Source organism: Xanthomonas citri pv. mangiferaeindicae (assembly GCA_002240395.1).
Taxonomy (GTDB): Bacteria; Pseudomonadota; Gammaproteobacteria; order Xanthomonadales; family Xanthomonadaceae; genus Luteimonas; species Luteimonas citri_A.
Genome location: CP016836.1, coordinates 3,816,431 through 3,840,996 on the forward strand (window position 1 = coordinate 3,816,431; position 24,566 = coordinate 3,840,996).

23 protein-coding genes are annotated in these 24,566 nt (G+C 69.3%); 3 read left to right on the top strand and 20 right to left on the bottom strand.

Annotated elements, in window-relative coordinates; translation table 11 throughout:
- The first annotated feature begins 34 nt into the window (after positions 1-34).
- Positions 35-1,279: an MFS transporter gene (locus tag BEN78_16675; GenBank protein ASR45207.1), complete on the top strand. Its 1,245-nt coding sequence runs from the start codon at positions 35-37 to the stop codon at positions 1,277-1,279.
- 17 nt (positions 1,280-1,296) lie between these two features.
- Here the strand turns inward: BEN78_16675 and BEN78_16680 are convergent, their stop codons facing one another.
- Positions 1,297-1,650, bottom strand: coding sequence for a hypothetical protein (locus tag BEN78_16680; GenBank protein ID ASR44759.1), 354 nt, complete (start codon positions 1,648-1,650; stop codon positions 1,297-1,299).
- Between the two features lie 170 nt (positions 1,651-1,820).
- Here BEN78_16680 and BEN78_16685 point away from each other — a divergent pair, with 170 nt between their 5' ends.
- Complete coding sequence (locus BEN78_16685) at positions 1,821-3,503, top strand: AMP-binding protein (GenBank protein ID ASR44760.1); 1,683 nt, start codon at positions 1,821-1,823, stop codon at positions 3,501-3,503.
- A 35-nt stretch (positions 3,504-3,538) separates the two neighbouring features.
- Here the strand turns inward: BEN78_16685 and BEN78_16690 are convergent, their stop codons facing one another.
- The 12 genes from BEN78_16690 to BEN78_16745 form a co-directional block, all read right to left on the bottom strand.
- Complete coding sequence (locus tag BEN78_16690) at positions 3,539-4,789, bottom strand: glutamate-5-semialdehyde dehydrogenase (GenBank protein ID ASR44761.1); 1,251 nt, start codon at positions 4,787-4,789, stop codon at positions 3,539-3,541.
- A gap of 73 nt (positions 4,790-4,862) precedes the next feature.
- Complete coding sequence (locus BEN78_16695) at positions 4,863-5,681, bottom strand: hypothetical protein (protein ASR44762.1); 819 nt, start codon at positions 5,679-5,681, stop codon at positions 4,863-4,865.
- Positions 5,678-7,153: a hypothetical protein gene (locus tag BEN78_16700; protein ID ASR44763.1), complete on the bottom strand. Its 1,476-nt coding sequence runs from the start codon at positions 7,151-7,153 to the stop codon at positions 5,678-5,680. The genes BEN78_16695 and BEN78_16700 overlap by 4 nt, the downstream gene beginning before the upstream one ends.
- Entirely contained in the window at positions 7,150-8,298 is a 1,149-nt protein-coding gene (locus BEN78_16705; GenBank protein ID ASR44764.1) for a glutamate 5-kinase, read from the bottom strand. The genes BEN78_16700 and BEN78_16705 overlap by 4 nt, the downstream gene beginning before the upstream one ends.
- A gap of 10 nt (positions 8,299-8,308) precedes the next feature.
- The gene (locus tag BEN78_16710) at positions 8,309-8,575 is read right to left on the bottom strand and encodes a hypothetical protein (protein ID ASR44765.1); all 267 of its coding nucleotides are present in this window, start codon (positions 8,573-8,575) and stop codon (positions 8,309-8,311) included.
- Entirely contained in the window at positions 8,572-9,867 is a 1,296-nt protein-coding gene (locus BEN78_16715) for an argininosuccinate lyase (protein ID ASR44766.1), read from the bottom strand. The genes BEN78_16710 and BEN78_16715 overlap by 4 nt, the downstream gene beginning before the upstream one ends.
- Before the next feature lie 72 nt (positions 9,868-9,939).
- Positions 9,940-10,887: an N-acetyl-gamma-glutamyl-phosphate reductase gene (locus BEN78_16720; GenBank protein ASR44767.1), complete on the bottom strand. Its 948-nt coding sequence runs from the start codon at positions 10,885-10,887 to the stop codon at positions 9,940-9,942.
- Between the two features lie 10 nt (positions 10,888-10,897).
- Positions 10,898-12,214 (bottom strand): acetylglutamate kinase, encoded by a 1,317-nt coding sequence (locus BEN78_16725; protein ASR44768.1) that lies wholly within the window; start codon positions 12,212-12,214, stop codon positions 10,898-10,900.
- Between the two features lie 106 nt (positions 12,215-12,320).
- Positions 12,321-13,427: an acetylornithine deacetylase gene (locus BEN78_16730; GenBank protein ASR44769.1), complete on the bottom strand. Its 1,107-nt coding sequence runs from the start codon at positions 13,425-13,427 to the stop codon at positions 12,321-12,323.
- Between the two features lie 76 nt (positions 13,428-13,503).
- Positions 13,504-14,709 (bottom strand): argininosuccinate synthase, encoded by a 1,206-nt coding sequence (locus tag BEN78_16735; GenBank protein ID ASR44770.1) that lies wholly within the window; start codon positions 14,707-14,709, stop codon positions 13,504-13,506.
- Between the two features lie 52 nt (positions 14,710-14,761).
- Complete coding sequence (locus tag BEN78_16740) at positions 14,762-15,772, bottom strand: acetylornithine carbamoyltransferase (GenBank protein ID ASR44771.1); 1,011 nt, start codon at positions 15,770-15,772, stop codon at positions 14,762-14,764.
- Between the two features lie 274 nt (positions 15,773-16,046).
- On the bottom strand, positions 16,047-16,520 hold the full coding sequence (locus BEN78_16745) for a hypothetical protein (GenBank protein ASR44772.1): 474 nt from the start codon (positions 16,518-16,520) through the stop codon (positions 16,047-16,049).
- 182 nt (positions 16,521-16,702) lie between these two features.
- Here BEN78_16745 and BEN78_16750 point away from each other — a divergent pair, with 182 nt between their 5' ends.
- The gene (locus tag BEN78_16750; protein ID ASR44773.1) at positions 16,703-18,070 is read left to right on the top strand and encodes a cysteine--tRNA ligase; all 1,368 of its coding nucleotides are present in this window, start codon (positions 16,703-16,705) and stop codon (positions 18,068-18,070) included.
- 512 nt (positions 18,071-18,582) lie between these two features.
- Here BEN78_16750 and BEN78_16755 read toward each other — a convergent pair.
- The 7 genes from BEN78_16755 to BEN78_16785 all read right to left on the bottom strand — a co-directional run bounded on the left by BEN78_16755 (position 18,583) and on the right by BEN78_16785 (position 24,545).
- Entirely contained in the window at positions 18,583-19,821 is a 1,239-nt protein-coding gene (locus tag BEN78_16755; protein ASR44774.1) for a beta-ketoacyl-[acyl-carrier-protein] synthase II, read from the bottom strand.
- Positions 19,822-19,975: 154 nt separating this feature from the next.
- Positions 19,976-20,215: an acyl carrier protein gene (locus BEN78_16760; GenBank protein ASR44775.1), complete on the bottom strand. Its 240-nt coding sequence runs from the start codon at positions 20,213-20,215 to the stop codon at positions 19,976-19,978.
- A gap of 131 nt (positions 20,216-20,346) precedes the next feature.
- Positions 20,347-21,090 carry a 3-oxoacyl-ACP reductase gene (gene fabG, locus BEN78_16765; protein ID ASR44776.1) on the bottom strand — a complete coding sequence of 248 codons (744 nt, stop codon included), beginning with the start codon at positions 21,088-21,090 and terminating at the stop codon, positions 20,347-20,349.
- Positions 21,091-21,229: 139 nt separating this feature from the next.
- Positions 21,230-22,177 carry a [acyl-carrier-protein] S-malonyltransferase gene (locus BEN78_16770; GenBank protein ID ASR45208.1) on the bottom strand — a complete coding sequence of 316 codons (948 nt, stop codon included), beginning with the start codon at positions 22,175-22,177 and terminating at the stop codon, positions 21,230-21,232.
- Positions 22,178-22,316: 139 nt separating this feature from the next.
- Entirely contained in the window at positions 22,317-23,111 is a 795-nt protein-coding gene (locus BEN78_16775; GenBank protein ID ASR44777.1) for a hypothetical protein, read from the bottom strand.
- 73 nt (positions 23,112-23,184) lie between these two features.
- On the bottom strand, positions 23,185-24,168 hold the full coding sequence (locus BEN78_16780) for a 3-oxoacyl-ACP synthase (GenBank protein ID ASR44778.1): 984 nt from the start codon (positions 24,166-24,168) through the stop codon (positions 23,185-23,187).
- A gap of 182 nt (positions 24,169-24,350) precedes the next feature.
- Complete coding sequence (locus BEN78_16785; protein ID ASR44779.1) at positions 24,351-24,545, bottom strand: 50S ribosomal protein L32; 195 nt, start codon at positions 24,543-24,545, stop codon at positions 24,351-24,353.
- Positions 24,546-24,566: the final 21 nt, after the last annotated feature.

Genomic DNA, 24,566 nt, shown 5'->3' on the forward strand with positions numbered 1-24,566 from the left:
CGTGCCCGGTTCGCGGCATGCGATGCCGCCCGCCATGACGCCCACGCCTCACGCCACCCGCCCACCGATCGCCTTGCGCACGGTGCGCCTGGTGGTGTTGCTGGGCATCGCGCTGTCGGCCTTCAACCTGCGCACCGCGGTGACTTCGCTCACCCCGCTGCTCGATCTGCTGGGCACGCAGTTCGGCTTCGGCTCGGCCACCGCCGGGGTGCTCGGCATGCTGCCCACCGCGGCCTTCGCCGTGTTCGGGGTGACCACGCCGATGCTCGCGCGCCGTGTCGGCATCGAGCGCACCGCATTGCTGGCGATGCTGCTGGCCACCGCCGGCCTGGCGCTGCGCTCGTGCGCTGGCGGCGTGGGCCTGCTGATGGCCGGGTCGATCGTCGCATTGGCCGGCATGGGCATCGGCAACGTGGTGTTGCCGCCGCTGGTCAAGCGCTACTTCCCCGATCGGGTCGGCGCGGTCTCCACGCTCTACATCACCGTGCTGCAACTGGGCACGATGTTGCCCGCATTGCTCGCCGTGCCGCTGGCCGAGGCCGCCGGCTGGCGTGTGGCGCTCGGCGCCTGGACCTTGACCGCGCTGGCCGCGGCGCTGCCGTGGATCGGCCTGCTGGCGATGGCGCGGCGGCGCGGCAGTGGCGTGCGGGTCGATGGCCCGTCCACCGCGGTGGCCAGTGTCTCGACCGGCGGCGCACGCGGACGGGCATGGCGCTCGCCGGTCGCCTGGGGCATGGCGATGATGTTCGGCACCACCTCGCTGATCACCTACGCGATGTTCACCTGGCTGCCGACCCTGCTCAGCGAAGCCGGCGCCTCGCCCGCATTCGGCGGCACGATGGTGGCGTTGTTCTCCGCGCTCGGCCTGGTCAGCGCACTGGGCATGCCCGCGCTCGCGGTGCGCGTGCGCAATCCGTTCGCGATCGTGCTGCTGTGCGCCTGTTGTCACATCGCGGCGTTCTCCGGCCTGCTGCTCGCGCCGATGGCCGCGCCGGTGCTGTGGGTCGTGCTGCTGGGCCTGGGCCCGTCGACGTTCCCGCTGGCGCTGACACTGATCAACCTGCGCACACGCACGCCGGCCGGCTCGGCCGCACTGTCGGGCTTCATGCAGGGCGTGGGCTACACGCTCAGCTGCGCCGGCCCGCTGCTGTTCGGCGTGCTGCACGGCGCGACCGGCGGCTGGCGCTGGCCCTTTGCGATGCTCTACGGCTTCGTCGCCGTGCTGCTGGTCGGCGGCTGGCTGGCCTGCAAGCCGCGTGCACTCGAGGACAGCTGGTAAGCGATGCGTTCCGGCGGTCAGCGGTTCGCGTGCCCGTCGCCGCGCGCGGCCCAGCGCAGAAATCGCCGATACAGCCAATAGAACACGCCGAGCAACGGCAGCGGCAACAGCACCAAGGTCGCCACGCGCGCGGGCTGCGACAAACCCGGCGCCAGCATATCGACGCCGGCCGCATCAAGCAGCAGAACGGTCGCCAGCAGCGACCACAGATTGCACATCAGCAGCGCCATGCCGCGATAGAACAGCCGATGCGGACGCGAGGGATGATCGATGCCCGCCTCGGCCGGACGCAGCACGAACATGCCTTGCATCAACGCGACCTGGCCGACGATGCCGCCGAACAGTTGGAAGAGAAAAACGAAAGCGCTCAACTGACGAAAAGTCCGAATCGGGGAAGGCGAATCGCAGGCATCGCTGCCAGCGCTCGGTCACAGACGCCTGAATCTGCGGATCGCGCCGGCAGTACCACGGCCGCTGCGCCGTGAACTTCTCGGGCGAGCCTCGTATCCTGCCGCACTCAACGATAGCGCAGCCGATTGCCATGCACGACACGCCCAGCCACGTCACCGGCCCCACCGATATGCCTCTGCTCGAGGAAACCGTCGGCGCGATGCTCGCGCGCGTCGCGGCCCGTCACCCCGATCGCGAGGCGCTGGTCGCTCCGTCGCAATCGGTGCGGCTGAACTACCGCGCGTTCGATGCCGCGGTCACACGGCTGGCCGCCGGCCTGCTCGCGCTGGGGCTCGAACCGGGCGATCGCATCGGCATCTGGTCGCTCAACCGCGCCGAATGGGTGCTGATGCAGTTCGCGTCCGCGCGCGCCGGCTTGGTGTTGGTCAACATCAATCCCGCCTATCGCACCCACGAGCTCGAGTACGCACTGACCCGCGTCGGCTGTCGAGCGCTGGTGCTGTCGCGGGCCTTCAAGACCTCCGACTACGTCGGCCTGCTGCGCGAACTGGCGCCCGAGCTCGACAGCGCCGCGCCCGGCGCGCTGCAGGCCGCCCGCTTGCCCGAACTGCGCCATGTGCTGGTGCTGGGCGATGGCGACGAGGTGCCTGGCACGCTGCGCTTCGATGCGGTGGCGGCCTGCGACGACAGCGATGCGCACGCGCGGCTGGCGGCATTGCAGGACCGCCTGGCGCCGGACGATGCGATCAACATCCAGTTCACTTCCGGCACCACCGGCGCGCCGAAGGGCGCGACACTGAGCCACCGCAACATCGTCAACAACGGCTGGTTCGTCGGCGAGGCGATGCGCCTGACCGAGACCGACCGGCTGTGCATCCCGGTGCCGTTCTACCACTGCTTCGGCATGGTGCTGGGCAACCTGGCCTGCGTGACCCACGGGGCGTGCATGGTGGTCCCCGGCGAAGGCTTCGATCCGCTGACGACGCTGCAGACGGTCGAGCGCGAACGCTGCACTGGCCTGCACGGCGTGCCGACGATGTTCATCGCCGAACTCGACCATCCACGTTTCGGCGAGTTCGACCTGTCGTCGCTGCGCACCGGCATCATGGCCGGCTCGCCGTGCCCGGTCGAGGTCATGAAGAAGGTCGTCGAGCGCATGCACATGACCGAGGTCACGATCGCCTACGGCATGACCGAAACCAGCCCGGTGAGCTTCCAGACCACGCCCGATGACCCGCTCGACCGGCGCGTCGACTCGGTCGGACGGGTGCACCCGCACGTGGAAGTGCGCATCGTCGACAAGGACGGCGCAGTGGTGCCACGCGGCGAGACCGGCGAACTCCAGACCCGCGGCTACTCGGTCATGCGCGGCTACTGGGGCGAACCAGCGCGTACCGCGGAGGTGCTCGATGCCGACGGCTGGATGCACACCGGCGATCTGGCCACGCTCGACGCCGAGGGCTACTGCCGGATCGTCGGCCGGCTCAAGGACATGCTCATCCGCGGCGGCGAGAACATCTACCCGCGCGAGATCGAGGAATTCCTGCACACCCACCCTGCCGTTGCCGACGTGCAGGTATTCGGCGTGCCCGACGCACGCTTCGGCGAGGAAGTCTGCGCCTGGATCCGCCTGGCCGACGGCGCCACCTGCACCGCCGACGAGATCCGCGCGTTCTGCCGCGGCCGCATCGCGCACTACAAGATTCCGCGCTACATCGACTTCGTCGACGGCTTCCCGATGACGATCACCGGCAAGGTGCAGAAGTACCGGATGCGCGAAATCGCCGCACGCCAGCACACCGCGTCGAACTGAATCCGCGCCCGCGTATCGGCGCGGCGCGTCGTCCGCTACGGGTGCCGCACCTGCCCGGCGCCCTGCACGACAAAGCGCTCGATGGTCAGCGCCTCCAGGCCCATCGGGCCGTAGGCATGCAGGCGCGTGGTCGAGATGCCGATCTCCGCGCCCAGGCCCAGCTCGCCACCGTCGCTGAAGCGCGAGGACGCATTGACCATCACCACCGCGGCGCGCAGCGCGGCGACGAAGCGCGCGGCATTCGCATCATCGCGCGTGGCGATGACCTCGGTGTGGTCCGAACCGAAGCGCTGGATATGCGCGATGGCGTCGTCGAGCGAATCGATCACGCGCGCGGCGATGATCAGGTCGAGGAACTCGGCGGCATAGTCGTCCTCGCTCGCCTCCGCGACATCGCCGGCCAGGGCACGGACGCGCGCATCGCCACGGACTTCGACGCCGGCCGCCCGCAATGCCTGCACCGCGCGCGGCACGAACGTCGCAGCGATGTCGGCGTGCACCAGCACTGTCTCGAGCGCATTGCAGGCGCTGGGGCGGCTGGTCTTGCCGTCGATCAGCAGCCGCAACGCGACCTCGGGATCGGCGCTGGCATCGACGAACAGATGGCACACGCCTTTGTAGTGCTTGATCACCGGCACCCGCGCGTGCTCGGCGACGAAGCGGATCAGCCCCTCGCCGCCGCGCGGGATGGCCAGATCGACGACATCCACGAGTTGCAACAGCGCGAGCATCGTCTCGCGCCGCAGATCGGTCACCAGGGTCAACGCATCTGGACCGACGCCATGCGCGGCGATCGCCTCGCGCAGTGCCGTGGCAATGGCCGTATTGGAGTGGATGGCCTCGCTGCCACCGCGCAGGATCACGCCGTTACCGGCCTTGATGCACAGCGCTGCGGCATCGGCGGTCACGTTCGGGCGCGCCTCGTAGATCATCGCGATCACGCCCAGCGGCACGCGCACCTTGCGCACGTGCAACCCATTGGGGCGGACGTCGTCGCGGGTCACCTGCCCGACCGGATCGGGCAGCGCGGCGACTTCGCGGACTGCGGCCGACACGCCGGCCAACCGCGCCGCGTCCAGGCGCAGACGATCGAGCAGCGCGCCGGTGGTGCCACGCGCCTGGGCGGCGGCGACGTCCCGTGCGTTGGCGGCGAGGATCGCCTCGGCGTGCGCGTCCAGCGCATCGGCCATCGCGCGCAGCAGCGCATCGCGCGCGGCGGTGCGCAGGCCCGCCAGTGTGCGCGCGGCCTCACGGCATGCCAGGGCCTGTTCGCGGAGAGTCTGCATACCGGCTCCTGTGCCGAGGAAACAAGGCGTCACCGTAGCACCGCGACGCCGTGCCTGGGACCTGCGCCTTTGCCTATTCCAGCGTCGGCAAGGCGATCCGCGTCGGTTGCGCGGGCAGATACAGCAGCTCGAGCGTCCGTGCGGTCTCCACGCGCGCCAGCCGCAGCGGCGCGATCGCACGCTCGGCAACCACCGTGTGGCTGACGCCGGCTTGGTCGACGAAGCGCAGGCGCAGGGCGATCACCGGCGCGTCGTTGATCACCGTACCGGTGTGCTCGGCCGACAGCACCTCGGCCACCGCAGGCACGCCGCCATAGCGCAGCTCGGCCGGCACGGCCAGCGCATGGCGCCGCAGCGTCCGGCCCATGAATGCCAGCACCGCCACCAGCAACAGCACCGCGATCGCCAGCCCGAACTCGGCCTGGCCATGACCGAACATCTCCGACCACTCGCCGCCGGCCTGGTAATGGCGCAGCCGCAGGCGCCAGGCGCACAGCGCGCCGATGCCCAGCGGCAGCAGCGGCAAGGCCCATACCCAGAGGGTTGGGCGCGAACGCGCGCCCTCGATCACCAGGGGCGGCGCGCGACGCGGATCCGGTGCCAGCCGCACCGCCAGACGTCCACCGGGTATGAACCGGCGCAGCTGCGACCGGGTGTCGACCAGCGTCACCGCGTCCTGGATCCGATGCCCGCCCAGATTGTCGAACGCCAAGGTCACCGTGGTCGCCGGGCCCGGCCCTGCGGTCGCCGACACCACCTCGGCCTCACGGCGGACGCCCGCGGTGGCGATCCGGCGCACGCGCCACCATTGCCGCAGCGGCCACACCGCGGCCCATGCCGCCGCCAGCGTCGTCAGCGCCATCGCCAGAAGCACCAGGATCAGTTCGATCATCGGCGTGTCTCCGTCGCCAACGGCTGCGTGTCGCGTGTCCGCGCCAGATAGCGCCAGCCGGTGCCGCGACCGAGGTCCACCCGCAGCAGCACGTCCGAACGCGCGTCGTCGCTGCGCCCCGCGGCCAGCAGGGCGCCGTCGCGCGCACGCCAGATCGCATCGACCCGGTCCACGCCCAGCGCCAGCGTCCAGCGCACAAGACCGTCCTCGCCGACCGCACTGAGCAGTTGCGGTGCACCGCGCGCCGCGTCGGTGGCGTGCAGCACCAGGCGATCACGCGCATCGCCGACCGTCCACAGCGCCTCGTCGGCCGTGAGCCAGGCCCGCTGCAACAACGGACGCATCGCGTTGATGTAGGCATTGCGCGTACCGCGCGCCTGCCCCGCACGCGCATCGGCTTGCTGCCGTTGCTCGCGATAGGCCGCCATCGCGCGCATGTACTCCGCCTGCTCGGCATGGAAGCGGCGCAGCGCGGCCGGCAACTGCGCACGGTAGCGCGCCCGTGCCTGCCGATAGGCAGCCTCGCTGGGGAAATCGGACGGCTCGCGCCCGAAATGCGGCATGCGCGGCGATTCGGGCATCGGCACGTCGTCCTCCGGGCCGGCCTGCGAGAACACCGTGTCGATGTCCAACGGCGGGTGCGCCGGGTCGCGCAGGAATACGCCACGGATGAACACCGCCTCGCCCACTGGCGCAAAGCGGTTGCGCTCGGGCGATCGCCAATCCAGCCGCCCACGCAGCAACTGGCGGCGCGCATCGAGCATGTCGTCGCCGCTACGCTCGCGGCCGGCGGCCAGCGCCTGGGCCTCCGCCGGTGCCGCCAGCAACGTCCAAAGGCCCTCGGCGTCGACCGCCGCCGAGGCCGCCGCCAGCGTCGGCGCGGCCATCTCCGGGTTGGTCTCGTCGAACAGCGTTACCGGATCGATGTCGTCTGCGGCCGTCGTCGCCAGCGTGTCGCCGTCGATGCGCCAGGCGCGGCCCTGCGCGTCGACGATCGCCAGCCGTCCGGCCTGTGCGTCGTAGCGCGCCCGTTCCACCGGTGCGGCCAGGGGGCCGTCCGGCTTTTCACGGTGGCCATCGGCACGGCCGAAGGCATAGACCGCATTGCGCCAAGCAAACAGGTGATGCTGCGATGCGCCCAGCAGCACGCCGCGGCCCCAGTCGCGGCCTTGTGCATCCTCGGCGTCCAGACGCCGGCTCCACAGCAGCCGGCCGTCGCGCATGTCGACCACTTGCGCGTACTGGCGCGAGCGGCTGCGCACGATGCCCTTCTCGACTGCGTGCGCACGGGTGTCCTCGAGCACGAACGCCATCTGCGGCGCATCGGCATCGTCGAGCAGCAGCGGGCCGGACTGGATCCGGCTGTCGGCATGGCGCGACAGCATCCAGGCGATCAGCAGCGGGATGCCGGCGACCATCCCAAGCCCGATGCCCACCGCCAGCACGGACTTGCGCAGTTGGGCGCCGGTCATGTCAGCACAAGATCGTCGCGGTGGACGATATTGCCGCCGTAGCTGTAGCCGAGCACCGACTCGATGTCACGCGTGTGCCGGCGCAACAGACGGCGGATGTCGTCGGCCGAGTACTGGCTCACGCCGCGCGCGACCGCGTCCTGACCATCGCCATCGCGCCGCACGATCTCGACCAGGTCGCCGCGACGGAACGCCCCCTCGACCGCGACCACGCCGCCGGGCAGCAGCGACGCGCCCTTCTCCACCAGCGCATGGGCGGCGCCGGCATCGACGACCAGCGCCCCCGGCTCGGCCGGCGCGTTGCGCAGCCAGTGCTTGCGCGCCGCCAGCCGGGTGCGCAGCGCATGGATGCGTGTCCCGGTCAGCCGGTCATGGGCCAGCGCCTCGAGCACATCGGCGCGACGGCCATTGAACAGCACGGTCGCGATGCCGGCCGAGGCCGCGCGCTGGGCGGCTTCGAGCTTGGTGCGCATGCCGCCGGTACCGACGCTGCTGCCCGCGCCGCCGGCCACCGCGAGCAGCGAGCCGCTCATCTGCGCGACCACCGGCATCGGCCGCGCATAGGGCTCGACCCGCGGATCGGCGTCATAGAGGCCATCGATATCAGTGGCGATGAACAACACCTCGGCGTCGACCAGCGCGGCGACGATCGCGGCGAGGTTGTCGTTGTCGCCGAGCTTGAGTTCGTCGACCGACACCGTGTCGTTTTCGTTGACCACCGGCAGCGCACGATGGCGCAGCAGCGCCTGCAACGTGGCGCGCGCATTGAGATACCGGCGGCGGTTGCGCAGGTCGTCGTGGGTCAGCAGCACCTGCGCGACGGGCCGTTCGAAGAAGCCCTGCCAGAAGCCGGTCAGCCGGGCCTGGCCGAGCGCGGCCAGCGCCTGGCGCTCGGCCATCGGCGCGCCCGCCTCGCCGCCGGCCTGCAGGATCGCGCGACCGGCAGCCACCGCTCCCGACGAGACCAGCACGACCTCGCGCCCGGCCGCATGCGCGGCGCGCACGAAACCGGCGAGCGCAGCGGCGTACTGCGGCGACAGCCCGCCACCATCGGCGGCCAGCAGACTGCTGCCGACCTTGAGCACTGCGCGCCGCCACGGTGGCAGCGACTGCTCGGGAAACGCTTGCGTGTCGGAGGCGGTCATCGGCCGGAGTTCAGCGGGTATGCCACTCGTGGACGATGAGATTGCTGGTCTGCTGCAGCGCCAGCGGATCGGCCGCGACGATCGCGCGCGCCGCCTCCAGCGAGGCGACATTGCGCAACAGATACGCACCGCCACTGCCGTCGCCGAAACCGCCCGTCATCTCGAGCATCCCGCGCGCGCGCAGATCATCGAGGAAGGCCTTGTGCGGTTCGATGACCGCCTCGTCGAAGTCCGGCCGCCGCATGGCCAACACCAGGTAACGCGTGACCGTGCTCATGCCAGCGCCTCCCAGCGCGCACGCAAAGAAGCCAGTCGCAGGTCGGCCGCCCCGCCCGGCGAGGTCCGCGCGGCCAGGCTGCCCTCGGGCGTGCGGCCCTGACCGGCGGTGTCGGCGCTGGCCGCGGCCGCCTGGTAGGCCTCGCGGAACGGCACGCCGGCGATCGCCGCCTCGACCGCGACATCGGTCGCGTACATGCCCGAATCGACCGCCGCACGCAGCCGGTCCTCGCGCCATTCCAGGTTCGCCAGCAAGGCCGGCAGCAGTTCGAGGGCGGCCAGACCGCGACCGAAGCCGTGGACGATCGCGCCCTTGGAGCTCTGCAGGTCGCGGTGATAGCCCGACGGCAACGACAGCAACTGCTCGATCTCGGTGCGCGCGGCCGCGACGCTGGCGTGCGTGGCGCGCATCAGCTCGACCACATCGGGATTGCGCTTGTTGGGCATGATCGAACTGCCGGTGGTGTACTGCGCCGGCAACGCGACAAAGCCGTACTCGGCACTGGTGAACTGCGACAGATCCCAGGCCAGGCGACGCAGGTCGAGCGTGGCGCTGCCCAGTGCTTCGAGCGCGGCGAGTTCGAACTTGCCGCGCGAGAGCTGCGCATAGACCGGCGAGACCTGCAGCCGCGCGAACCCCAGGGCAGCGGTCGTGTGGTCGCGGTCGAGCGCCAGGTTGACGCCGTAACCTGCCGCGGTGCCCAGCGGATTGCAGTCGATCAGCGCCAGTGTGTCGGCCGCGCGCACCGCGTCATCGATGAAGGCTTCCGCCCAGCCCGACCACCACATGCCGCCCGAAGACAGCACCGCGCGCTGGATGTGGGTATAGCCGGGAATCGGCAGGTCGCGCTCGGCCTCGGCGCGATCCAGCGCGATCTTGGCGATCTCGCGCGACAGCGCGGCCAGACGCGCCAGCTTCTCCTTGAGCCACAGACGCGTGGCGACCAGCACCTGGTCGTTGCGGCTGCGGCCGGTGTGGATGCGCCGGCCGGCATCGCCCAGGCGCTCGGTCAGGCGCGCCTCGATCGCCGAATGGCCATCCTCGAAGCGGTCGTCGAGCACGAACGCGCCGTTTTGGAAGTCCTCGGCCAGCGTTGCCAGCTCACGCTCCAGGCCGGCGAGTTCGTCAGACGACAGGATGCCCACACGCTGCAGCCCTTGCGCATGCGCGGCACTGGCGGCGATGTCGTGCAGGAAGAACGCACGGTCGAGGATCACGTCGTCGCCGGCCAGGAACGCCTGGATCTGGGTGTCGACGGCGACGCCGGGCTTCTGCCAGAGGAGATTGCTCATCGAAATGCGTCTCGAAATGGGCTTGTGTTCAATCCCGCGCAGCGCGGTGCGGGCGCTTGCGAGGGGCTCGCATCACTGGATCGACGTCAGCTCGTCGAAGCCCAGCGCGTGGTTGAGGTTCTGCATGGCTTGTGTCGCCGCGCCCTTGAGCAGATTGTCGAGCGTGGCGACCACGACGACGCGGCCGTTGCCCTGGGCCATCACAAAGCCGCCGACCTGGGCACCGTGCTGGCCGGCGATGCGGCTCACCCAGGGCGCCTCGTCGACCACCTCGACCAGCGGTTCGTCGGCATAGCGGGCCTCGTAACGCGCCTTGACCGCATCGCGCGACATGGGTGCGCGCAGCCACAGGTTCACGGTCATCGTGATCCCGCGGAAATGCGGCGCCACGTGCGGCATGAACTCGACCGGCACGCCGAGCCGGGCCGAGACCTCGCGCTCGTGCACATGGCCGGTCAGCGCATAGGGCATCAGGTTGTCGGCCAGCAGCGCGACATTGTTCTTGTCCGACGGCGTGGTACCTGCGCCCGAGTAACCGGACACACCGAAGCACTGCGGCGGGCCGGCGAGCTGGTCGAGCAGCGGCGCGATGGCCAACTGCATCGCGGTGGCATAGCAGCCGGGATTGCTGATGCGACGCTGACCGATGTAGGTGTCGCGGGTCAGCTCCGGCAGGCCGTAGTACCAGGCCGGATCGAAGCGGTAATCGGCCGACAGGTCGACGATCACCGTCTCGGCCCGGGCGGCGTCGAGTGCAGCGACGAACGGTGCAGCCTTGCCGTTGGGCAGCGCCAGGATCACCGCGTCGGCGCCCTTGGCCGTCACGGCGTCGGCATCGAGATTCTCGAAGCGCAACGCGCCCTGCCAGGCCGCGTTGTGGTCGGCCACGCGCTGGCCGTCGAGCTCGCGCGAGGACACGAACAGCAGTTCGAGGCCCGGATGCGCGGCGACGAGGCGGATCAGTTCGCTGCCGGTGTGACCACGCGCGCCGACGATGCCAATGGTCTTCTTGTCCGTCATGTCGCTGTCCTCAACCCGCCAGTGTCGCGGCGCGCGTCGCGCAATGGTCCACGCAGCGCTGGATCTGCTCGAAACCGTCGAGGCCGTACCAGAACACTTTCCATTTCTCCTGCTTGATGCAGCCGTCGGACTCGGCGTAGTAGAAGATATTGACCGGATTGTGGTGACGCGAGCGCCAGAACAGCTGCGGGGTCTCCTCGCGCATCACCTGCCAGACCGCGCGTCCCAGCCCTTCACCCTGGGCGTCGTCGAGCACGGCGAACTTGTCGAGGTAGGTGCTGCCCTCGGCCGCACTCAGCACGACCGCCGCGCGGTAGTTCTCGCTCACGTAGGCGCGCAGCAGCGGCGTGCGTTCGAAGTAATCGTCCGCCAGCGTGCGTCCGAAGCTCGACTCGATCAGCGTGCGCAGCCGCGGCAGGTCGAGCGCATCCCACGAGGTGGCGCGCAGCACGCGCTCGCCGCGCCTTACCAGCGTGCCCGAGCCCTTGTGCGTGAACAGTTCCTTGGCCAGGTCCGCGGGCCGGGTGATCGAGACCGACGAGGCCAGCGGCAGCCCTTCGAGCAGGTCCTTGATCTGCTCGATCTTGACCTTCATGCCGCCGTGCAGCCACGGCTGCCGGATCAGGTGGTCGTACTCGGTCGACAGGTTGATCGAGTCGATGACCTTGCCGCTTTCATCGAGCAGTCCGCCGGTGCCGGTCAGGAAGATGATCTTGTAGGGCTGCAGCGTGCGCACCAGCTCATTGGCGGCGAAGTCGGCGTTGACGTTGAGGATCTGGCCCGAGGCGGTCTCGCCCAGGCTGGTGATCACCGGGATCGAGCCGGCCTGCAGACTGGCCTCGATCGGGGCCAGGTTGACGCGCTCCACCTCGCCCACCAGCCCGTAGGTCTCGCGATCGAGGTAATGCGCCTCGAACACGCCGCCGGTGATCGAGGTCGCGCGCGCCCCGTTCTTCTGCAGCGCCTCGACCAGGCGCAGGTTCGCGGCCTGAAACACGCGGCGCACGATCGCCAGCGCCTCGGGTGTGGTCACGCGCAGGCCGTCGACGGTCTTCTTTTCGATCCCGGCTGCCGACAGTTCGGCGTCGAGTTGCGGACCGGCGCCGTGCAGCACGATCGGCGTCAGGCCGACTTCCTGCAGAAACGACAGCGACGAGGTCAGGTCGTCGAGTTCGTCGCGCAGCACCGCGCCACCGACCTTGACCACGGCGAAGCGCTTGGCATCGAGCTGCGAGAAGCGCTTGAGGTATTGGCTGATCTCTTTCGCGCTGGCCATGCTCGAAAGCAGGCGCACGATGGTCTGGCGGGTCTGTTGGTGTGCGTGCATGGGTCTGGGCTTGTGCTGTGCCGCGCACCGGGCGCGGACGGGAAGGAGAACGATCGGCCGCTGCGTCAGGTCGCGGCGGCCCGACGGTACGGGTCGGGTGACGCACTCATGGACGCGATCCGCCGTCGATGACCCGGTGCACCGCATCGGCATAGCGCTGCAGTTGGTCGAGGGTCACGAACTCGTCGGCGGTATGCGCCTGGGCGATGTCGCCGGGCCCGTATACCAGGGCGGTATGGCCGGCGGCCGAGAACAGCGAGGCCTCGGTCCAGAAATCGACCGCATTGCCGATCGGCAGTTCGAATGCATCGGCGATGTCGCGTGCGGCGAGCCGGCGCTCTTCCGCACGGGCGATGTCCCCGGACGGCAGACTCGGGCCGCGGAAGGTTTCCTCGAAATACGCGGCCGCAGGCTCGGCGAAGCCGGCGAAGGTTGCCAGCAATCGGTCGACATCCATCGACGGCAGTGGCCGGAAGCCGAAGCGCAGTTCGGCCGCAGGGGCGATCATGTTGGCCTTTATGCCGCCTTCGATCCGGCCGATGTTGAAGCGCAGTCCGGTCAGCCCGCCGAAGCGTTCGGCGTCGAGCGAGGCAACATGGTCGAGCGCGCGGTCGCCCCAACGCACCGCCTGATGCAGCGCGCTCGCCGCGGGATCCTGTTTGCCAGACGCGTGCCCCGCGGTGCCGGCAAAGCGCATCAACACAGAACTGATGCCGCGATGCGCCAGCACCGCCTCGCACTGCGTCGGCTCGGCGACCAGCACCGCGTCGAACGACAGCCCGCGCGCCAGGAATGCGGCGATGCACCGCGGATCGTTGGCTTCTTCGTCGGACGAGAACAGGAAGGCCGCATCGCCATCGCAGGCGTTGGCGGCCGCGATCAGCGCCGCAGCCGCCCCCTTGATGTCGCACACGCCAAGCCCGACCACGCGGTCGTCCAAGCGCCGCATCGTATGCGGATAGGCCGACCAGGCCGGCGAGTCGGGCACGGTATCCAGGTGCACGTTGAACAGCACCTTCGGCGTGCCACGCACCGCGTACAGGCTGACCGCACCCGCGCCGTGGTCGATGACCTCGACCGCGAAGCCAGGCAGCTGCGCACGGATGTAGTCGAAGATACCGCCCTCGGCCGCAATCGCGCGCGGCGGATTGCGGGTATCGAAGGACACCAGCCGTTCGAGGTGGTCGAGGGTCGCGGCAAGCAGATCGGTCATGGAGTCCACATCGACAGAGACACGGGAGCAACGGATGCGTTGCAACGCCGGCATGGGCCGGCGTCACGAACAGGGCTCAACGATTGACCTGCGCGAACAGCGTGCTGCTCATGCCGAACAACTTGATGAAGCCTTCCGCCTCCTCGACACCCCAGTCGGCCGACTGCGCATAGGTCGCACCCTTGGCATTGAGGATGTGCGGCGACGCCACCGCCACCGCGTCGACGCGGCCACCGCGGGTCTCGAGCACGACCTCGCCGGTCACGTTGGCCTGGGACGAGGCCAGGAACGCCTCGATGTCGGTCTTGAGCGGATCGTGGAAGAAGCCTTCGTACACCAGCTCGGTCCACTTGCGCGCGACCTCGGGCTTGAAGCGGTTCTGCTGCTTGGTCAGCACCGCGTCTTCGAGCGCGCGGTGCGCGGCGAGCAGCGAGATCAGACCCGGTGCCTCATAGACGATGCGGCCCTTGAGCCCGATCACGGTGTCGCCGGTGTAGACGCCGCGGCCCACACCGTAGGGCGCGAACAGCGCATTGAGCCTGGCCAGGATCTGCGCGCCCGGCAGCGTTTGGCCGTCGAGGGCGACCGCCGTGCCCTGCTCGAAACGCAGCGTGACCTGCAGCGGCGCTTCCGGCCACTCGGCGCGCGGTGCACACCAGCCGCGCGCGCCCTCGCCCGGCGCTTCCCAACGGTCGATCTCGCCGCCGGACATGGTCACGCCCAGCAGGTTCTCGTTGATCGTGTAGGCCTGCTGCTTGGCGCGCACGCCAAATCCCCGCTCTTCCAGATACGCCTGCTCGTAGGCGCGCGTCTGGGTGTGTTCCTTCTGGATCTCGCGGATCGGCGCCACGATGCGGTAATCGCCCTGCGCCTTGACCGCCAGGTCGAAGCGCACCTGGTCGTTGCCCATGCCGGTGCAGCCGTGCGCGATCGCATTCGTGCCCAGTTCGGCGGCGCGCGCGAGCACGGCATCGACGATCAGGTACCGGTCGGACACCAGCAGCGGGTACTGGCCCTGGTAGGCCTCGCCGGCCCAGACGAAGGGTTTGACGAAGCCGTCCCAGATCGCCGGACCGCCGTCGATGGTGACGTGGCTGGCAACGCCCAGCTCGGCCGCACGCTGCTCGATGAACGCGCGCTCCTCGGCATCCACGCCGCCGGTGTCGGCGAATACGGTGTGCACGGTCCAGCCCTGCTCCTTGAGGTAGGGCACGCAGAAGCTGGTGTCGAGGCCGCCGGAAAAGGCGAGGACGATGTCGCGGGAGGTGGTGGCGCTGGTCATGGGGCGTGGTCCGTGAGATGCGTAAAAAGGAGATTCGGTGTCGAGCAGCGGGTCAGCGCATCAGGGTCGCCATGACCGCCTTCTGCACGTGCAGGCGGTTCTCGGCTTCATCGATGGCGATGCACTGCGGCGAATCCATCACCGCGTCGGTCGCCTTGACGTTGCGCCGCAGCGGCAGACAGTGCGAGAACACGCCATTGTTGGTCAGCGCCATCTTCGCCTCGTCGACGATGAAGTGCTGGTACTGGTCGCGGATCGGCTTCTCCGGGCCCCAGTTGCCGAAGAACGGCAGCGCCCCCCAGCTCTTGGCATAGACCACGTCGGCGCCGGCGTAGGCGCTGTCGATATCGTGACTCACGGCCAGCGAGCCGCCGCTCTCGGCGACGTTCTGCTTGGCCCAGTCCATGTAGCGTTCGTCGAGGATGTAATCCGGCGTCGGGCACAGCAGGGTCACATCCATCCCCAGGCGCGTGGCGATGGTCAGCGCGGAGTTCGCGACCGCGGTGTTGAGCGGCTTGGGGTGGTAGGTCCAGGTCAGCACATATTTCTTGCCGCGCAGGTCGGACGTGCCGAAATGCTCCTGCAAGGCCAGCGCGTGCGCCAACTCCTGGCAGGGATGGGTGATGGTCTCCATGTTGATGACCGGCACCGGCGAGTACTTGGCAAAGGACCTGAGCACGATGTCCTGGCGGTCGTACTGCCAGTCCACGAACTTCGGAAACGCACGCACGCCGATCATGTCGACGTAGCGGCCGAGCACGCGCGCGACCTCGGCGATGTGCTCCTCGGTGTCGCCGTCCATCACCGTGCCCAGGTCGAACTCGATCGGCCAGGCATCCTTGCCGGGCTGCAGCACGATGGCATGGCCGCCGAGCTGGAACGCGCCGAGCTCGAAACTGGTGCGCGTGCGCATCGACGGATTGAAGAACACCAGCGCGATCGACTTGCCTTTGAGCGCATCGCCGAGCTTCTCGCGCTTGAAGCGCGCGGCATCGGCCAGCACGGCGTCCAGGTCGGCGCGGCTCCAGTCCTGGGTGTTGAGGAAATGGCGGATGGCGGTCATCGGCAATGGGCTCGAGGGAGGCGGGAAGGAAGGAAATGGCCGGTGCGGAAACGAAAAAACCCGGCATGGGCCGGGTTTGGTCGGAGTCTGCGCCAACGCGCAGGCAGGTTCCGTCTAGCCCGGGAGGATGTGGGCTTGCGGTCGACGCGCGCGCGAGGTCATGCCCGACGCCATACGGGCGGAGGTCAGGATGTCGGCGTCGGCGCGGCATGCGGTCATGGGCGCGCATCCTCGCATGCGCCGCGCTGCGCTGCAACAGGGGCCGGCCGCACGCTCAACGCGGCTCGATGACCGGGGTCACCGCGACCCGCACCCGCAGCCGGTTGCCGGGATCGTACGGCAGCCGGGAGCGGTACTTGACCCCCTTGTGGACGTAGTCGACGTCATAGGCGATCGGCCTGCGGAACTCGCGCTCGACCGGCACCATGCGGCAGTCGCCGCCGGCCGAACGGTCGACCTCTTCGACCTTGTCATCATCCGAGCGCAGCACGTCCTTGACCGCCCCCACCACTCGCGCAAAACCGCGGCGTTGCGACTCGGCCGTCACCGGCGTGGTCGCCTCGCAGCGCTCGACCATGCTGGTGGCGCGCAACGTCTGGTACACCGGCTCGGCGCGCAGCACCTGGGCGTACTCGATACGCGCGTTCTCGATCTGCTGCTGCGCCGTCGGCGCCGATGCGGCCGGCGATTGTGCGAACGCTGCCCCGGGCGCGGCAACGGCCAGCAGGGCCAGGACGGGCACCGGCATGGACGAGCGGCGGATTCGACGGGCGAGCGTGGGCACCAAGCCAGTGTAGGCGCCCCCCGACGACCGGGGCTGAATCCTCGCTGTCGTGACCCGGCCGGCTTGGCGACATGCCAAGGCCATGTGCGACCTGTCGCCGGCAGCGCCCCGCCGCTAGAATCGAGCGGTTATCCGGCGAGCACGCAATGTCCCTGCATCTGTACAACAGCCTGAGTCGTCAAGTGGAGCCCTTCGCCCCACTCGACCCCGCGTGCCCGACGATGTACGTCTGCGGCCCCACCGTCTACAACTACGTCCACATCGGCAATGCGCGCGGCCCGGTGGTGTTCGGCGTACTGGCCGACCTGCTGCGCCGCCGGCACGGCGCGCTGCGCTATGCGCGCAACATCACCGACGTCGACGACAAGATCAACGCCGCCGCGGCCGCTCAGGGCGTGCCGATCTCGGCGATCACCGACCGCTTCGTCGCTGCCTACCGCGAGGACATGGCCGCACTCGGCGTTGCCCCGCCGGACATCGAACCGGCCGCGACCGCGCACATCGACGGTATCGTCGCGATGATCGAATCGCTGATCGCCGCCGGTCACGCCTACGCAGCCGAAGGCCACGTGCTGTTCGCGGTCGACACCTTCGCCGACTACGGCAAGCTCTCGCGCCGCGACCCCGACGACATGCTCGCCGGGGCCCGCATCGAGGTCGCACCCTACAAGCGCGGCCCCGGCGACTTCGTGCTGTGGAAGCCCTCGACCGATGCCCTGCCCGGCTGGGACTCGCCCTGGGGCCGCGGCCGCCCGGGCTGGCACATCGAGTGCTCGGCGATGGCTGCCGCGCATCTGGGGCCCACGATCGACATCCACGCCGGCGGCGTCGACCTGCAGTTCCCGCACCACGAGAACGAGATCGCGCAGAGCGAGTGCGCCCACGGCGGCGCACCGTTCGCGCGCGTGTGGCTGCACAACGGCATGCTGACCTTCGCCGGCAGCAAGATGTCCAAGTCGTTGGGCAACATCGAGCGCGTACACGACCTCGTCCGCGCCCACCCGCCCGAGGCGCTGCGCTATGCGCTGCTGTCGGCGCACTACCGCCAGCCGCTGGACTGGTCGGACGCATTGATCGAGCAATCGGTGCGTACCCTCGACCGGCTCTACGGCACCTTGCGCGACCTGCAGGAGATCGAGGCCGCGCCGGCGATCCCCGACAGCATCGAGCGGGCCCTCGACGAGGACCTCAACACGCCGGCCGCCTTGGCCGAACTGGCGCGCATCGCCGGCGAGGCCCGGCGCGCCGAGACGCTCGAGGCCCGCGCCACCCAAAAAGCCGCACTGCTCGGCGCCGGTCTAGCCCTGGGCCTGCTGCAACAGGCGCCGGCCGACTGGTTCGGCCGCGGCGCCAGCGACGACGACGACGCCCGCATCCAGGCCCTGATCGACGAACGCGTCGCCGCCAAGGCCGCGCGCGACTTCGCCCGCGCCGACGCCATCCGCGACCAACTGGCCGCCGAACGCATCGTGCTCGAAGACACCCCCCAGGGCGTACGCTGGAAACGCGGCTGACGAAGGGCGTGCTTCCCGCCTGAGGGAGAGCCCACGTCACTCACCTCCCCCGCACGCGGGGGAGGTCGGCGCCCTAGGTGCCGGGTGGGGGCGCTTCTGCGCGATGCGGTATTCGCTTCACTGACACCCCCCCACCCAACCCTCCCCCGCGTGCGGGGGAGGGCTTGAATCGCGCACGATGGGTGGCTTCGAATCGCCGTGGCGAGGGCAGCGCGCGATCGGTGATCTCAAAGCCCTGCGAAGCAGCGTGCAGTGACCTCTTTGAAAAGACACCACGCGGCTCACCTCCCCCGCTCGCGGGGGAGGTCGGCGCCGCAGGCGCCGGGTGGGGGGCCGCTTCTGCGTGCGATGCGGTGTCCGCTTCACTGAGCCCCTCCGCACGCGGGGAGGACTTTGAGTACGCACGATGGGTGATCTTGAATGGCCGTTCGGGACAGTGCGCAGTGGCTGACATGCCATCGACGACAAGGCCCGCTTACGCGGGCCTTGTCGTCGTCTGGACACCGGAGGCGTCAGATCTTGCGGAACACCAGCGACCCGTTGGTGCCGCCGAAACCGAACGAGTTCGACATCGCGTACTCGACCTGCACCTGCCGCGCGGTGTGCGGGACGTAGTCGAGGTCGCAGCCCTCGCCCGGGTTGTCGAGGTTGATCGTCGGCGGAATGATGCCGGCGTGCAGCGCCATCGCCGAGAACACCGCTTCCACGCCGCCGGCCGCGCCGAGCAGGTGGCCGGTCATCGACTTGGTCGAGCTGACCATCACCTTGCCGGCCTGGTCGCCGAGCACGCTCTTGATACCCATCGTCTCGGCCAGGTCGCCGGCCGGCGTCGAGGTGCCGTGCGCGTTGATGTAACCGATCTGCGAGGCGTCGATGCCGGCGTCGGCGATCGCCGCGCGCATGCAGCGTGCGCCGCCCTCGCCGTTCTCGCTGGGCGCGGTCATGTGGTAGGCGTCGCCGCTCATGCCGAAACCGGCGACCTCGGCGTAGATGCGTGCGCCGCGCGCCTTGGCGCGCTCGTACTCTTCGAGCACCAGGATGCCGGCGCCGTCGCCCATGACGAAGCCGTCGCGGTCGCGGTCCCACGGCCGCGAAGCCGCGGTCGGGTCGTCGTTGCGGGTGGACAGTGCCTTCATCGAGCAGAAGCCGCCGACCGAGGTGGGCGTGGTCGCGAACTCGGCACCGCCGGCGATCATCACGTCGGCATCGCCGTACTGGATCATGCGCATCGCCAGGCCGATGTTATGGGTGGCCGTCGTGCACGCGGTGACCGCGGCGATGTTCGGCCCCTTGGCGCCGGTCATGATCGAGACCTGGCCGGAAATCATGTTGATGATCGTGCTGGGCACGTAGAACGGCGAGATCTTGCGCGGGCCGCCCTCGTGGTACTTGATCGCGGTCTCTTCGATGCCCTTCAGGCCACCGATGCCCGCGCCGATCGCCACACCGATGCGCTCGGCGTCCGCCTCGCGGATCTCAAGCCCGGCATCGGCGATCGCCATCAGGCCGCCGGCCACGCCGTAGTGCACGAAGGGGTCCATCTTCTTGATGTCTTTGGGCCCGATCCACTGTCCGGCATCGAAGCCCTTGACCTCACCGGCGATGCGCGTGGCGAAGTTGGAGGCGTCGAAATGCGTGATCGGGCCGATGCCCGAGCGTCCGTTGACGATACCGTCCCAACTCGAAGCCAGGTCGTTGCCCAGCGGCGAGAGAATGCCGATGCCCGTGATGACGACGCGGCGCTTGGCCATGGTGAACTCCTGACGTGGATGCGGCGCAGATCGCGGCCGCCGATACGCACGAGGCCGCAGTGCGGCCTCGTGACAGATTCGGATCGGGCAGCCGACCGGCGGACCGGTCGGCACCTGCGCGCACCGCGGGGCGGCGCGACGCAGGACGCGGGCATCAGCCCTTGGCGTGTGCCTTGATGTAGTCGATCGCCTGCTGCACCGAGGTGATCTTCTCGGCTTCTTCGTCCGGGATCTCGCACTCGAACTCTTCTTCCAGCGCCATCACCAGCTCGACGGTATCCAGCGAGTCAGCGCCCAGGTCGTCGACGAACGAGGCGTTGTTGCTGACCTCGTCTTCCTTGACGCCCAGCTGCTCGATCACGATTTTCTTGACGCGCTCTTCGATGTTGCTCATAGGTCTTCTGCTCCGGGGAGGCGATTTGCGGTGGATAGTGTAAGGGAAAGCCGGGCAGCGGGCGTACCACCATCGAAGCCCTTGCCATTCAACGACTTGCCCTCGAAATCGAGAGGACGGTGACGGCCGTCTCAGGGCATGTACATGCCGCCGTTGACGTGCAGGGTTTCACCGGTGATGTAGGCGGCGGCCGGGCTGGCCAGGAACGCCACCGCCTGCGCGATGTCGTTCGGCTCGCCCAGGCGGCCGAGCGCGATCTGCTCGGTCAGCGCGGCCTTGGAGGCCTCGGGCAGATCGCGGGTCATGTCGGTGGCGATGAAGCCGGGGGCAACCACGTTGACCGTGACCCCACGCGAGCCGATCTCCTTGGCCAGCGACTTGCTGAAGGCGATGATCCCGGCCTTGGCCGCGGCGTAGTTGGCCTGGCCGGCGTTACCGGTCACGCCGATCACCGAGGCGATGTTGACGATGCGGCCGCGGCGCGCCTTCATCATGCCGCGCATCACGGCCTTGGAGCTGCGGTAGACGCTGGTCAGATTGGTGTCGAGGATGGCCTGCCAATCCTCGTCCTTCATGCGCATCAGCAGATTGTCGCGGGTGATACCGGCGTTGTTGACGAGGATCGAGATCGCACCGAACTCGGCGGCGATCGACTCGACCAGCGCCTCGATCGCGCCGGCCTGCGCCACGTCCAGCACGCGGCCGTGGCCGCCATGTGCGGCCAGGCGCTCACCGATCTTCGCAGCGCCGGCCTCGCTGGTCGCGGTGCCGATCACAGTCGCGCCCTGCGCGGCCAGGGTGTCGGCAATGGCCGCGCCGATGCCGCGGCTGGCGCCGGTGACGAGGGCGATCTCGCCCGAAAGCGGTGTGCTCATGGAATGCTCCGGAAAAAAGACGTCGGGTGCGACGAATCTACAGCGGGGTCCAAGGATCGATCAGGCCAGTGGCGGACGGTGCGATCCCCGTCCGCCCTGCTCGCGATCCGCGCCAGCCGGCCGATCCGCCGCCCGGGGATCAGGCGGCCCAATCGGCCAGGGCGGCGTCGAAATCGGCCGGCAGGCCCAGCGCCCGCGCCTCGATCGACTTGTCGATGCGCTTGACCAGGCCCGCCAGCACCTTGCCCGGCCCGCACTCGGCGACGCGGGTGGCGCCGCGCGCGGCCAGGGCCTCGACGCAACGCGTCCACTGCACCGGCAGGTAGAGCTGGCGTACCAGCGCATCACGGATCGCCCCGACCTCGTCGTGCACGGCCGCATCGACGTTCTGCACCACCGGCAGCGCAGGCGCTTGCCAGGCGATCGTGCCCATCGCGTCGGCCAGCCGGTCGGCGGCCTCGCGCATCAGCGGGGTATGCGAGGGCACGCTGACCGCGAGCTTCACTACCTTGCGCACGCCCCGCTCGCCCAGCAGCGCGATCGCCCGGTCGACGGCCTCGGCGTGCCCGCCGATCACCACTTGGCCGGGAGAATTGAAGTTGGCCGGTACCACCACGGAGGTGTCGACCGACACCTCGCGGCACAAGGCCTCGACCATCGCATCCTCGGCGCCGATGACCGCGGCCATCGCACCGGTCCCGGCGGGCGCAGCGTCCTGCATCAGCTGCCCGCGCAGACGCACCAGGCGCGCGCCGTCGGCCAGCGATAGCGCACCGGCCGCGACCAGCGCGGTGTACTCACCCAGGCTGTGGCCGGCGAGCACCGCAGGACGGGCACCGCCGCGCTGCTGCCACGCGCGCCACACCGCGATCCCAGCAGCCAGCAGCGCCGGCTGGGTGAACTCGGTGCGCCCCAACTCGGCCTCGGGCCCCTGCTGGGCGAGCGCCCACAGGTCCACGCCGGCACCGGCGGAGGCTTCCGCGAACGTCTCGCCCACGATCGGGTGCTGCGCGGCCAGTTCACCGAGCATGCCCAGAGACTGCGAGCCCTGCCCGGGAAACACGAATGCGAGTTGCGATGCGGTCACACGATCTTCCAACGGAAAAAACCGGGGCGATGATAAGGGCCCGGGTACGACATTGTCTGTACTCAGGCGTATGCAGGCCGGCGTGGCGTGCGCGCGATCACGCCCCGAGCAGGGCAACGCAGCACTCGGTCGCTCGTCTTCAGAACAGCATCTGCAGCAGATCGATCTCGCCGTCGTCGATCCAGTCCCACAGCACGAATGCCAGCACCAACAGCGGCAGCAGCGTCGCGGCATGCACCACCAGGATCGAATGGGCGATATGCCGCGCCGAGCGCCCCAGCCACTGCATGCGCCGCGCCAGCCCCTGCAGGCGCCCGACCTGGCCCGCATGCCACGCGACCTCACCGGGCCCATCGCGCAGCGCCGGGGCAAGCAGATCGGCCAGCGCGTCGGTGCGTCCGTCGTAGTACTTGGCGATGCCGAAGGCAAACAGCAGCCAGTCGCGCGCCTGCGCCTGCGGCAGCGACATCACCTCGAGCGGATCTTCCTCGAAGTCGATGAAGCCCACGCGGCCAGCGTCGTCGATGGTGATGTTGCGCGGGACCATCTGCCCGAAATAGGCGCCGCGTGCATGCGCATCGGAGATCGCGGCGATCACCTGCCGGGTCAGCGCATCGATCGTGGCCGCGTCGCCATCGGCGGCACGCAGGCGTGCGGACAGCGTGGTGCCGATGTCGCTGAGCAGCAGGGTCGACTCGCCTTCCCCGAGCACCCGCGGCACACGGATGCCCAGGGCCTCGAGCTCGGCCAGACGGCGCGCCTCGATGGCCTTGGCTTCCTCGCCGCCGGGATGCGGCGGCGGGCGCAGCGCATCGATCTCCAGCTTGCGGACGACGGCGTCGAGCAGACCAAGGGTCAGCTTGCGGCTGTCTCCAGCCTCATAGGCCTTGAGCCAGGCCTCGCGCCCGGCGATGACGATCGATTGCACGCCCATGGCGGCGTCCTCCGTGCGATCGCAGCCGGTCCGCGCGGGGCCGGACCGGTCACGCGCGCGCCACGATCGGCACTCAGTAGCGCAGCAGCGCCGAACCCCAAGTGAATCCGCCGCCGAAGGCTTCCAGCAGCAGCAACTGGCCGCGCTCGACGCGGCCCGACCGCACCGCCTCGTCCAGCGCCAGCGGCACCGATCCCGACGAGGTGTTGCCGTGCCGGTCCACCGTCACGACCACCCGATCCATCGGCATATCCAGCCGCTTGGCGGTGGCTTCGATGATGCGCAGGTTGGCCTGATGCGGGATCAGCCAGTCGATGTCGTGACGATCCAGGCCATTGGCGTGCAGCGTCTCGTCGACCACCGAGTCGAGCGCCTTGACCGCGTACTTGAACACCTCGCTGCCGGCCATGCGGATGCGCACACCGGCATTGGGCTCGTCGGGCTTGAAGCCGGCCGACACGCCGACCGGATTCCACAGCAGTTCCTTCTTCGCGCCATCGGCATGCAGATGGGTGCTGAGGATGCCGGTCTCGCGATCGGCCTTGAGCACCACCGCACCGGCACCGTCGCCGAACAGCACGCAGGTGGTGCGCTCGGTCCAGTCGACCATGCGGGTGAGCGTCTCGGCGCCGACCACGAGCACGGTCTTCGCATCGCCGGACTTGATGAACTTATCGGCGACCGACATCGCGAACAGGAAGCCAGAACAGGCCGCGTTGACGTCGAACGCGCCGCAGCCGCCCGCGCCCAGCCGCGCCTGCAGGAGGCACGCGGTGGACGGGAAGATGATGTCGGGCGTGGTGGTGCCGACGATGATCAGGTCGAGCTCGCTGGCCGAGACACCGGCCGCCTCCATCGCGCGGGTGGCGGCGTGAAAGGCCAGATCGCTGGTGGTCTCGCCTTCGGCCGCGATGTGACGCTCGCGAATGCCGGTGCGGGATGCGATCCACTCATCGCTGGTGTCGACAATCTTCGACAGGTCGTCGTTGGTCAGCACCTTCTCGGGCAGATAACTGCCGGTGCCTGCGATGCGGGAATAGATGCGTTCGCTGCTCATCGTGCGGACTGCCCTCGCCTCATGAACGTCTTGGAAAGGACGGCGGCGACCGGAGCGTCCGCGAATTCGCGAAAGCGACCGGCGCTATGCCGCAACGCGGCGCGTCGCCTGGAAAGCGTGATACTCAAAACGCTTGATACACGCCGAAGGGTCCGCCGCGACGCGACGGACCCGGGGAGACTTCAGTCTTCCTCGACGATCCGCGTCTTGGGCTGGATCACCTGCTTGCCGCGGTAGTAGCCATCGGCCGTGACGTGGTGGCGGATATGGGTCTCGCCGGTCGTCGGGTCGGTCGACAGCAGCTTGGCGCTCAGCTTGTCGTGCGCGCGGCGCTGGCCACGGCGGGACGGGGTCACTCGGGATTTCTGCACAGCCATGGGAATTGCTCCAGCAACAGG

Coding starts and splice junctions, on each gene's coding strand:
- BEN78_16720 (ASR44767.1), bottom strand. CDS start 10,887: ATGACGGACAAGAAGACCATTGGCATCGTCGGCGCGCGTGGTCACACC.
- BEN78_16780 (ASR44778.1), bottom strand. CDS start 24,168: ATGAGCAGCGAACGCATCTATTCCCGCATCGCAGGCACCGGCAGTTAT.
- BEN78_16730 (ASR44769.1), bottom strand. CDS start 13,427: ATGACCGATCTGCTTGCCGCGACCCTCGACCACCTCGAACGGCTGGTG.
- BEN78_16695 (ASR44762.1), bottom strand. CDS start 5,681: ATGATCGAACTGATCCTGGTGCTTCTGGCGATGGCGCTGACGACGCTG.
- BEN78_16725 (ASR44768.1), bottom strand. CDS start 12,214: ATGCACGCACACCAACAGACCCGCCAGACCATCGTGCGCCTGCTTTCG.
- BEN78_16755 (ASR44774.1), bottom strand. CDS start 19,821: ATGGCCAAGCGCCGCGTCGTCATCACGGGCATCGGCATTCTCTCGCCG.
- BEN78_16760 (ASR44775.1), bottom strand. CDS start 20,215: ATGAGCAACATCGAAGAGCGCGTCAAGAAAATCGTGATCGAGCAGCTG.
- BEN78_16740 (ASR44771.1), bottom strand. CDS start 15,772: ATGACCGCCATCCGCCATTTCCTCAACACCCAGGACTGGAGCCGCGCC.
- BEN78_16675 (ASR45207.1), top strand. CDS start 35: ATGACGCCCACGCCTCACGCCACCCGCCCACCGATCGCCTTGCGCACG.
- BEN78_16715 (ASR44766.1), bottom strand. CDS start 9,867: ATGAGCAATCTCCTCTGGCAGAAGCCCGGCGTCGCCGTCGACACCCAG.
- BEN78_16750 (ASR44773.1), top strand. CDS start 16,703: ATGTCCCTGCATCTGTACAACAGCCTGAGTCGTCAAGTGGAGCCCTTC.
- fabG (ASR44776.1), bottom strand. CDS start 21,090: ATGAGCACACCGCTTTCGGGCGAGATCGCCCTCGTCACCGGCGCCAGC.
- BEN78_16745 (ASR44772.1), bottom strand. CDS start 16,520: ATGCCGGTGCCCGTCCTGGCCCTGCTGGCCGTTGCCGCGCCCGGGGCA.
- BEN78_16775 (ASR44777.1), bottom strand. CDS start 23,111: ATGGGCGTGCAATCGATCGTCATCGCCGGGCGCGAGGCCTGGCTCAAG.
- BEN78_16685 (ASR44760.1), top strand. CDS start 1,821: ATGCACGACACGCCCAGCCACGTCACCGGCCCCACCGATATGCCTCTG.
- BEN78_16710 (ASR44765.1), bottom strand. CDS start 8,575: ATGAGCACGGTCACGCGTTACCTGGTGTTGGCCATGCGGCGGCCGGAC.
- BEN78_16785 (ASR44779.1), bottom strand. CDS start 24,545: ATGGCTGTGCAGAAATCCCGAGTGACCCCGTCCCGCCGTGGCCAGCGC.
- BEN78_16690 (ASR44761.1), bottom strand. CDS start 4,789: ATGCAGACTCTCCGCGAACAGGCCCTGGCATGCCGTGAGGCCGCGCGC.
- BEN78_16705 (ASR44764.1), bottom strand. CDS start 8,298: ATGACCGCCTCCGACACGCAAGCGTTTCCCGAGCAGTCGCTGCCACCG.
- BEN78_16735 (ASR44770.1), bottom strand. CDS start 14,709: ATGACCAGCGCCACCACCTCCCGCGACATCGTCCTCGCCTTTTCCGGC.
- BEN78_16700 (ASR44763.1), bottom strand. CDS start 7,153: ATGACCGGCGCCCAACTGCGCAAGTCCGTGCTGGCGGTGGGCATCGGG.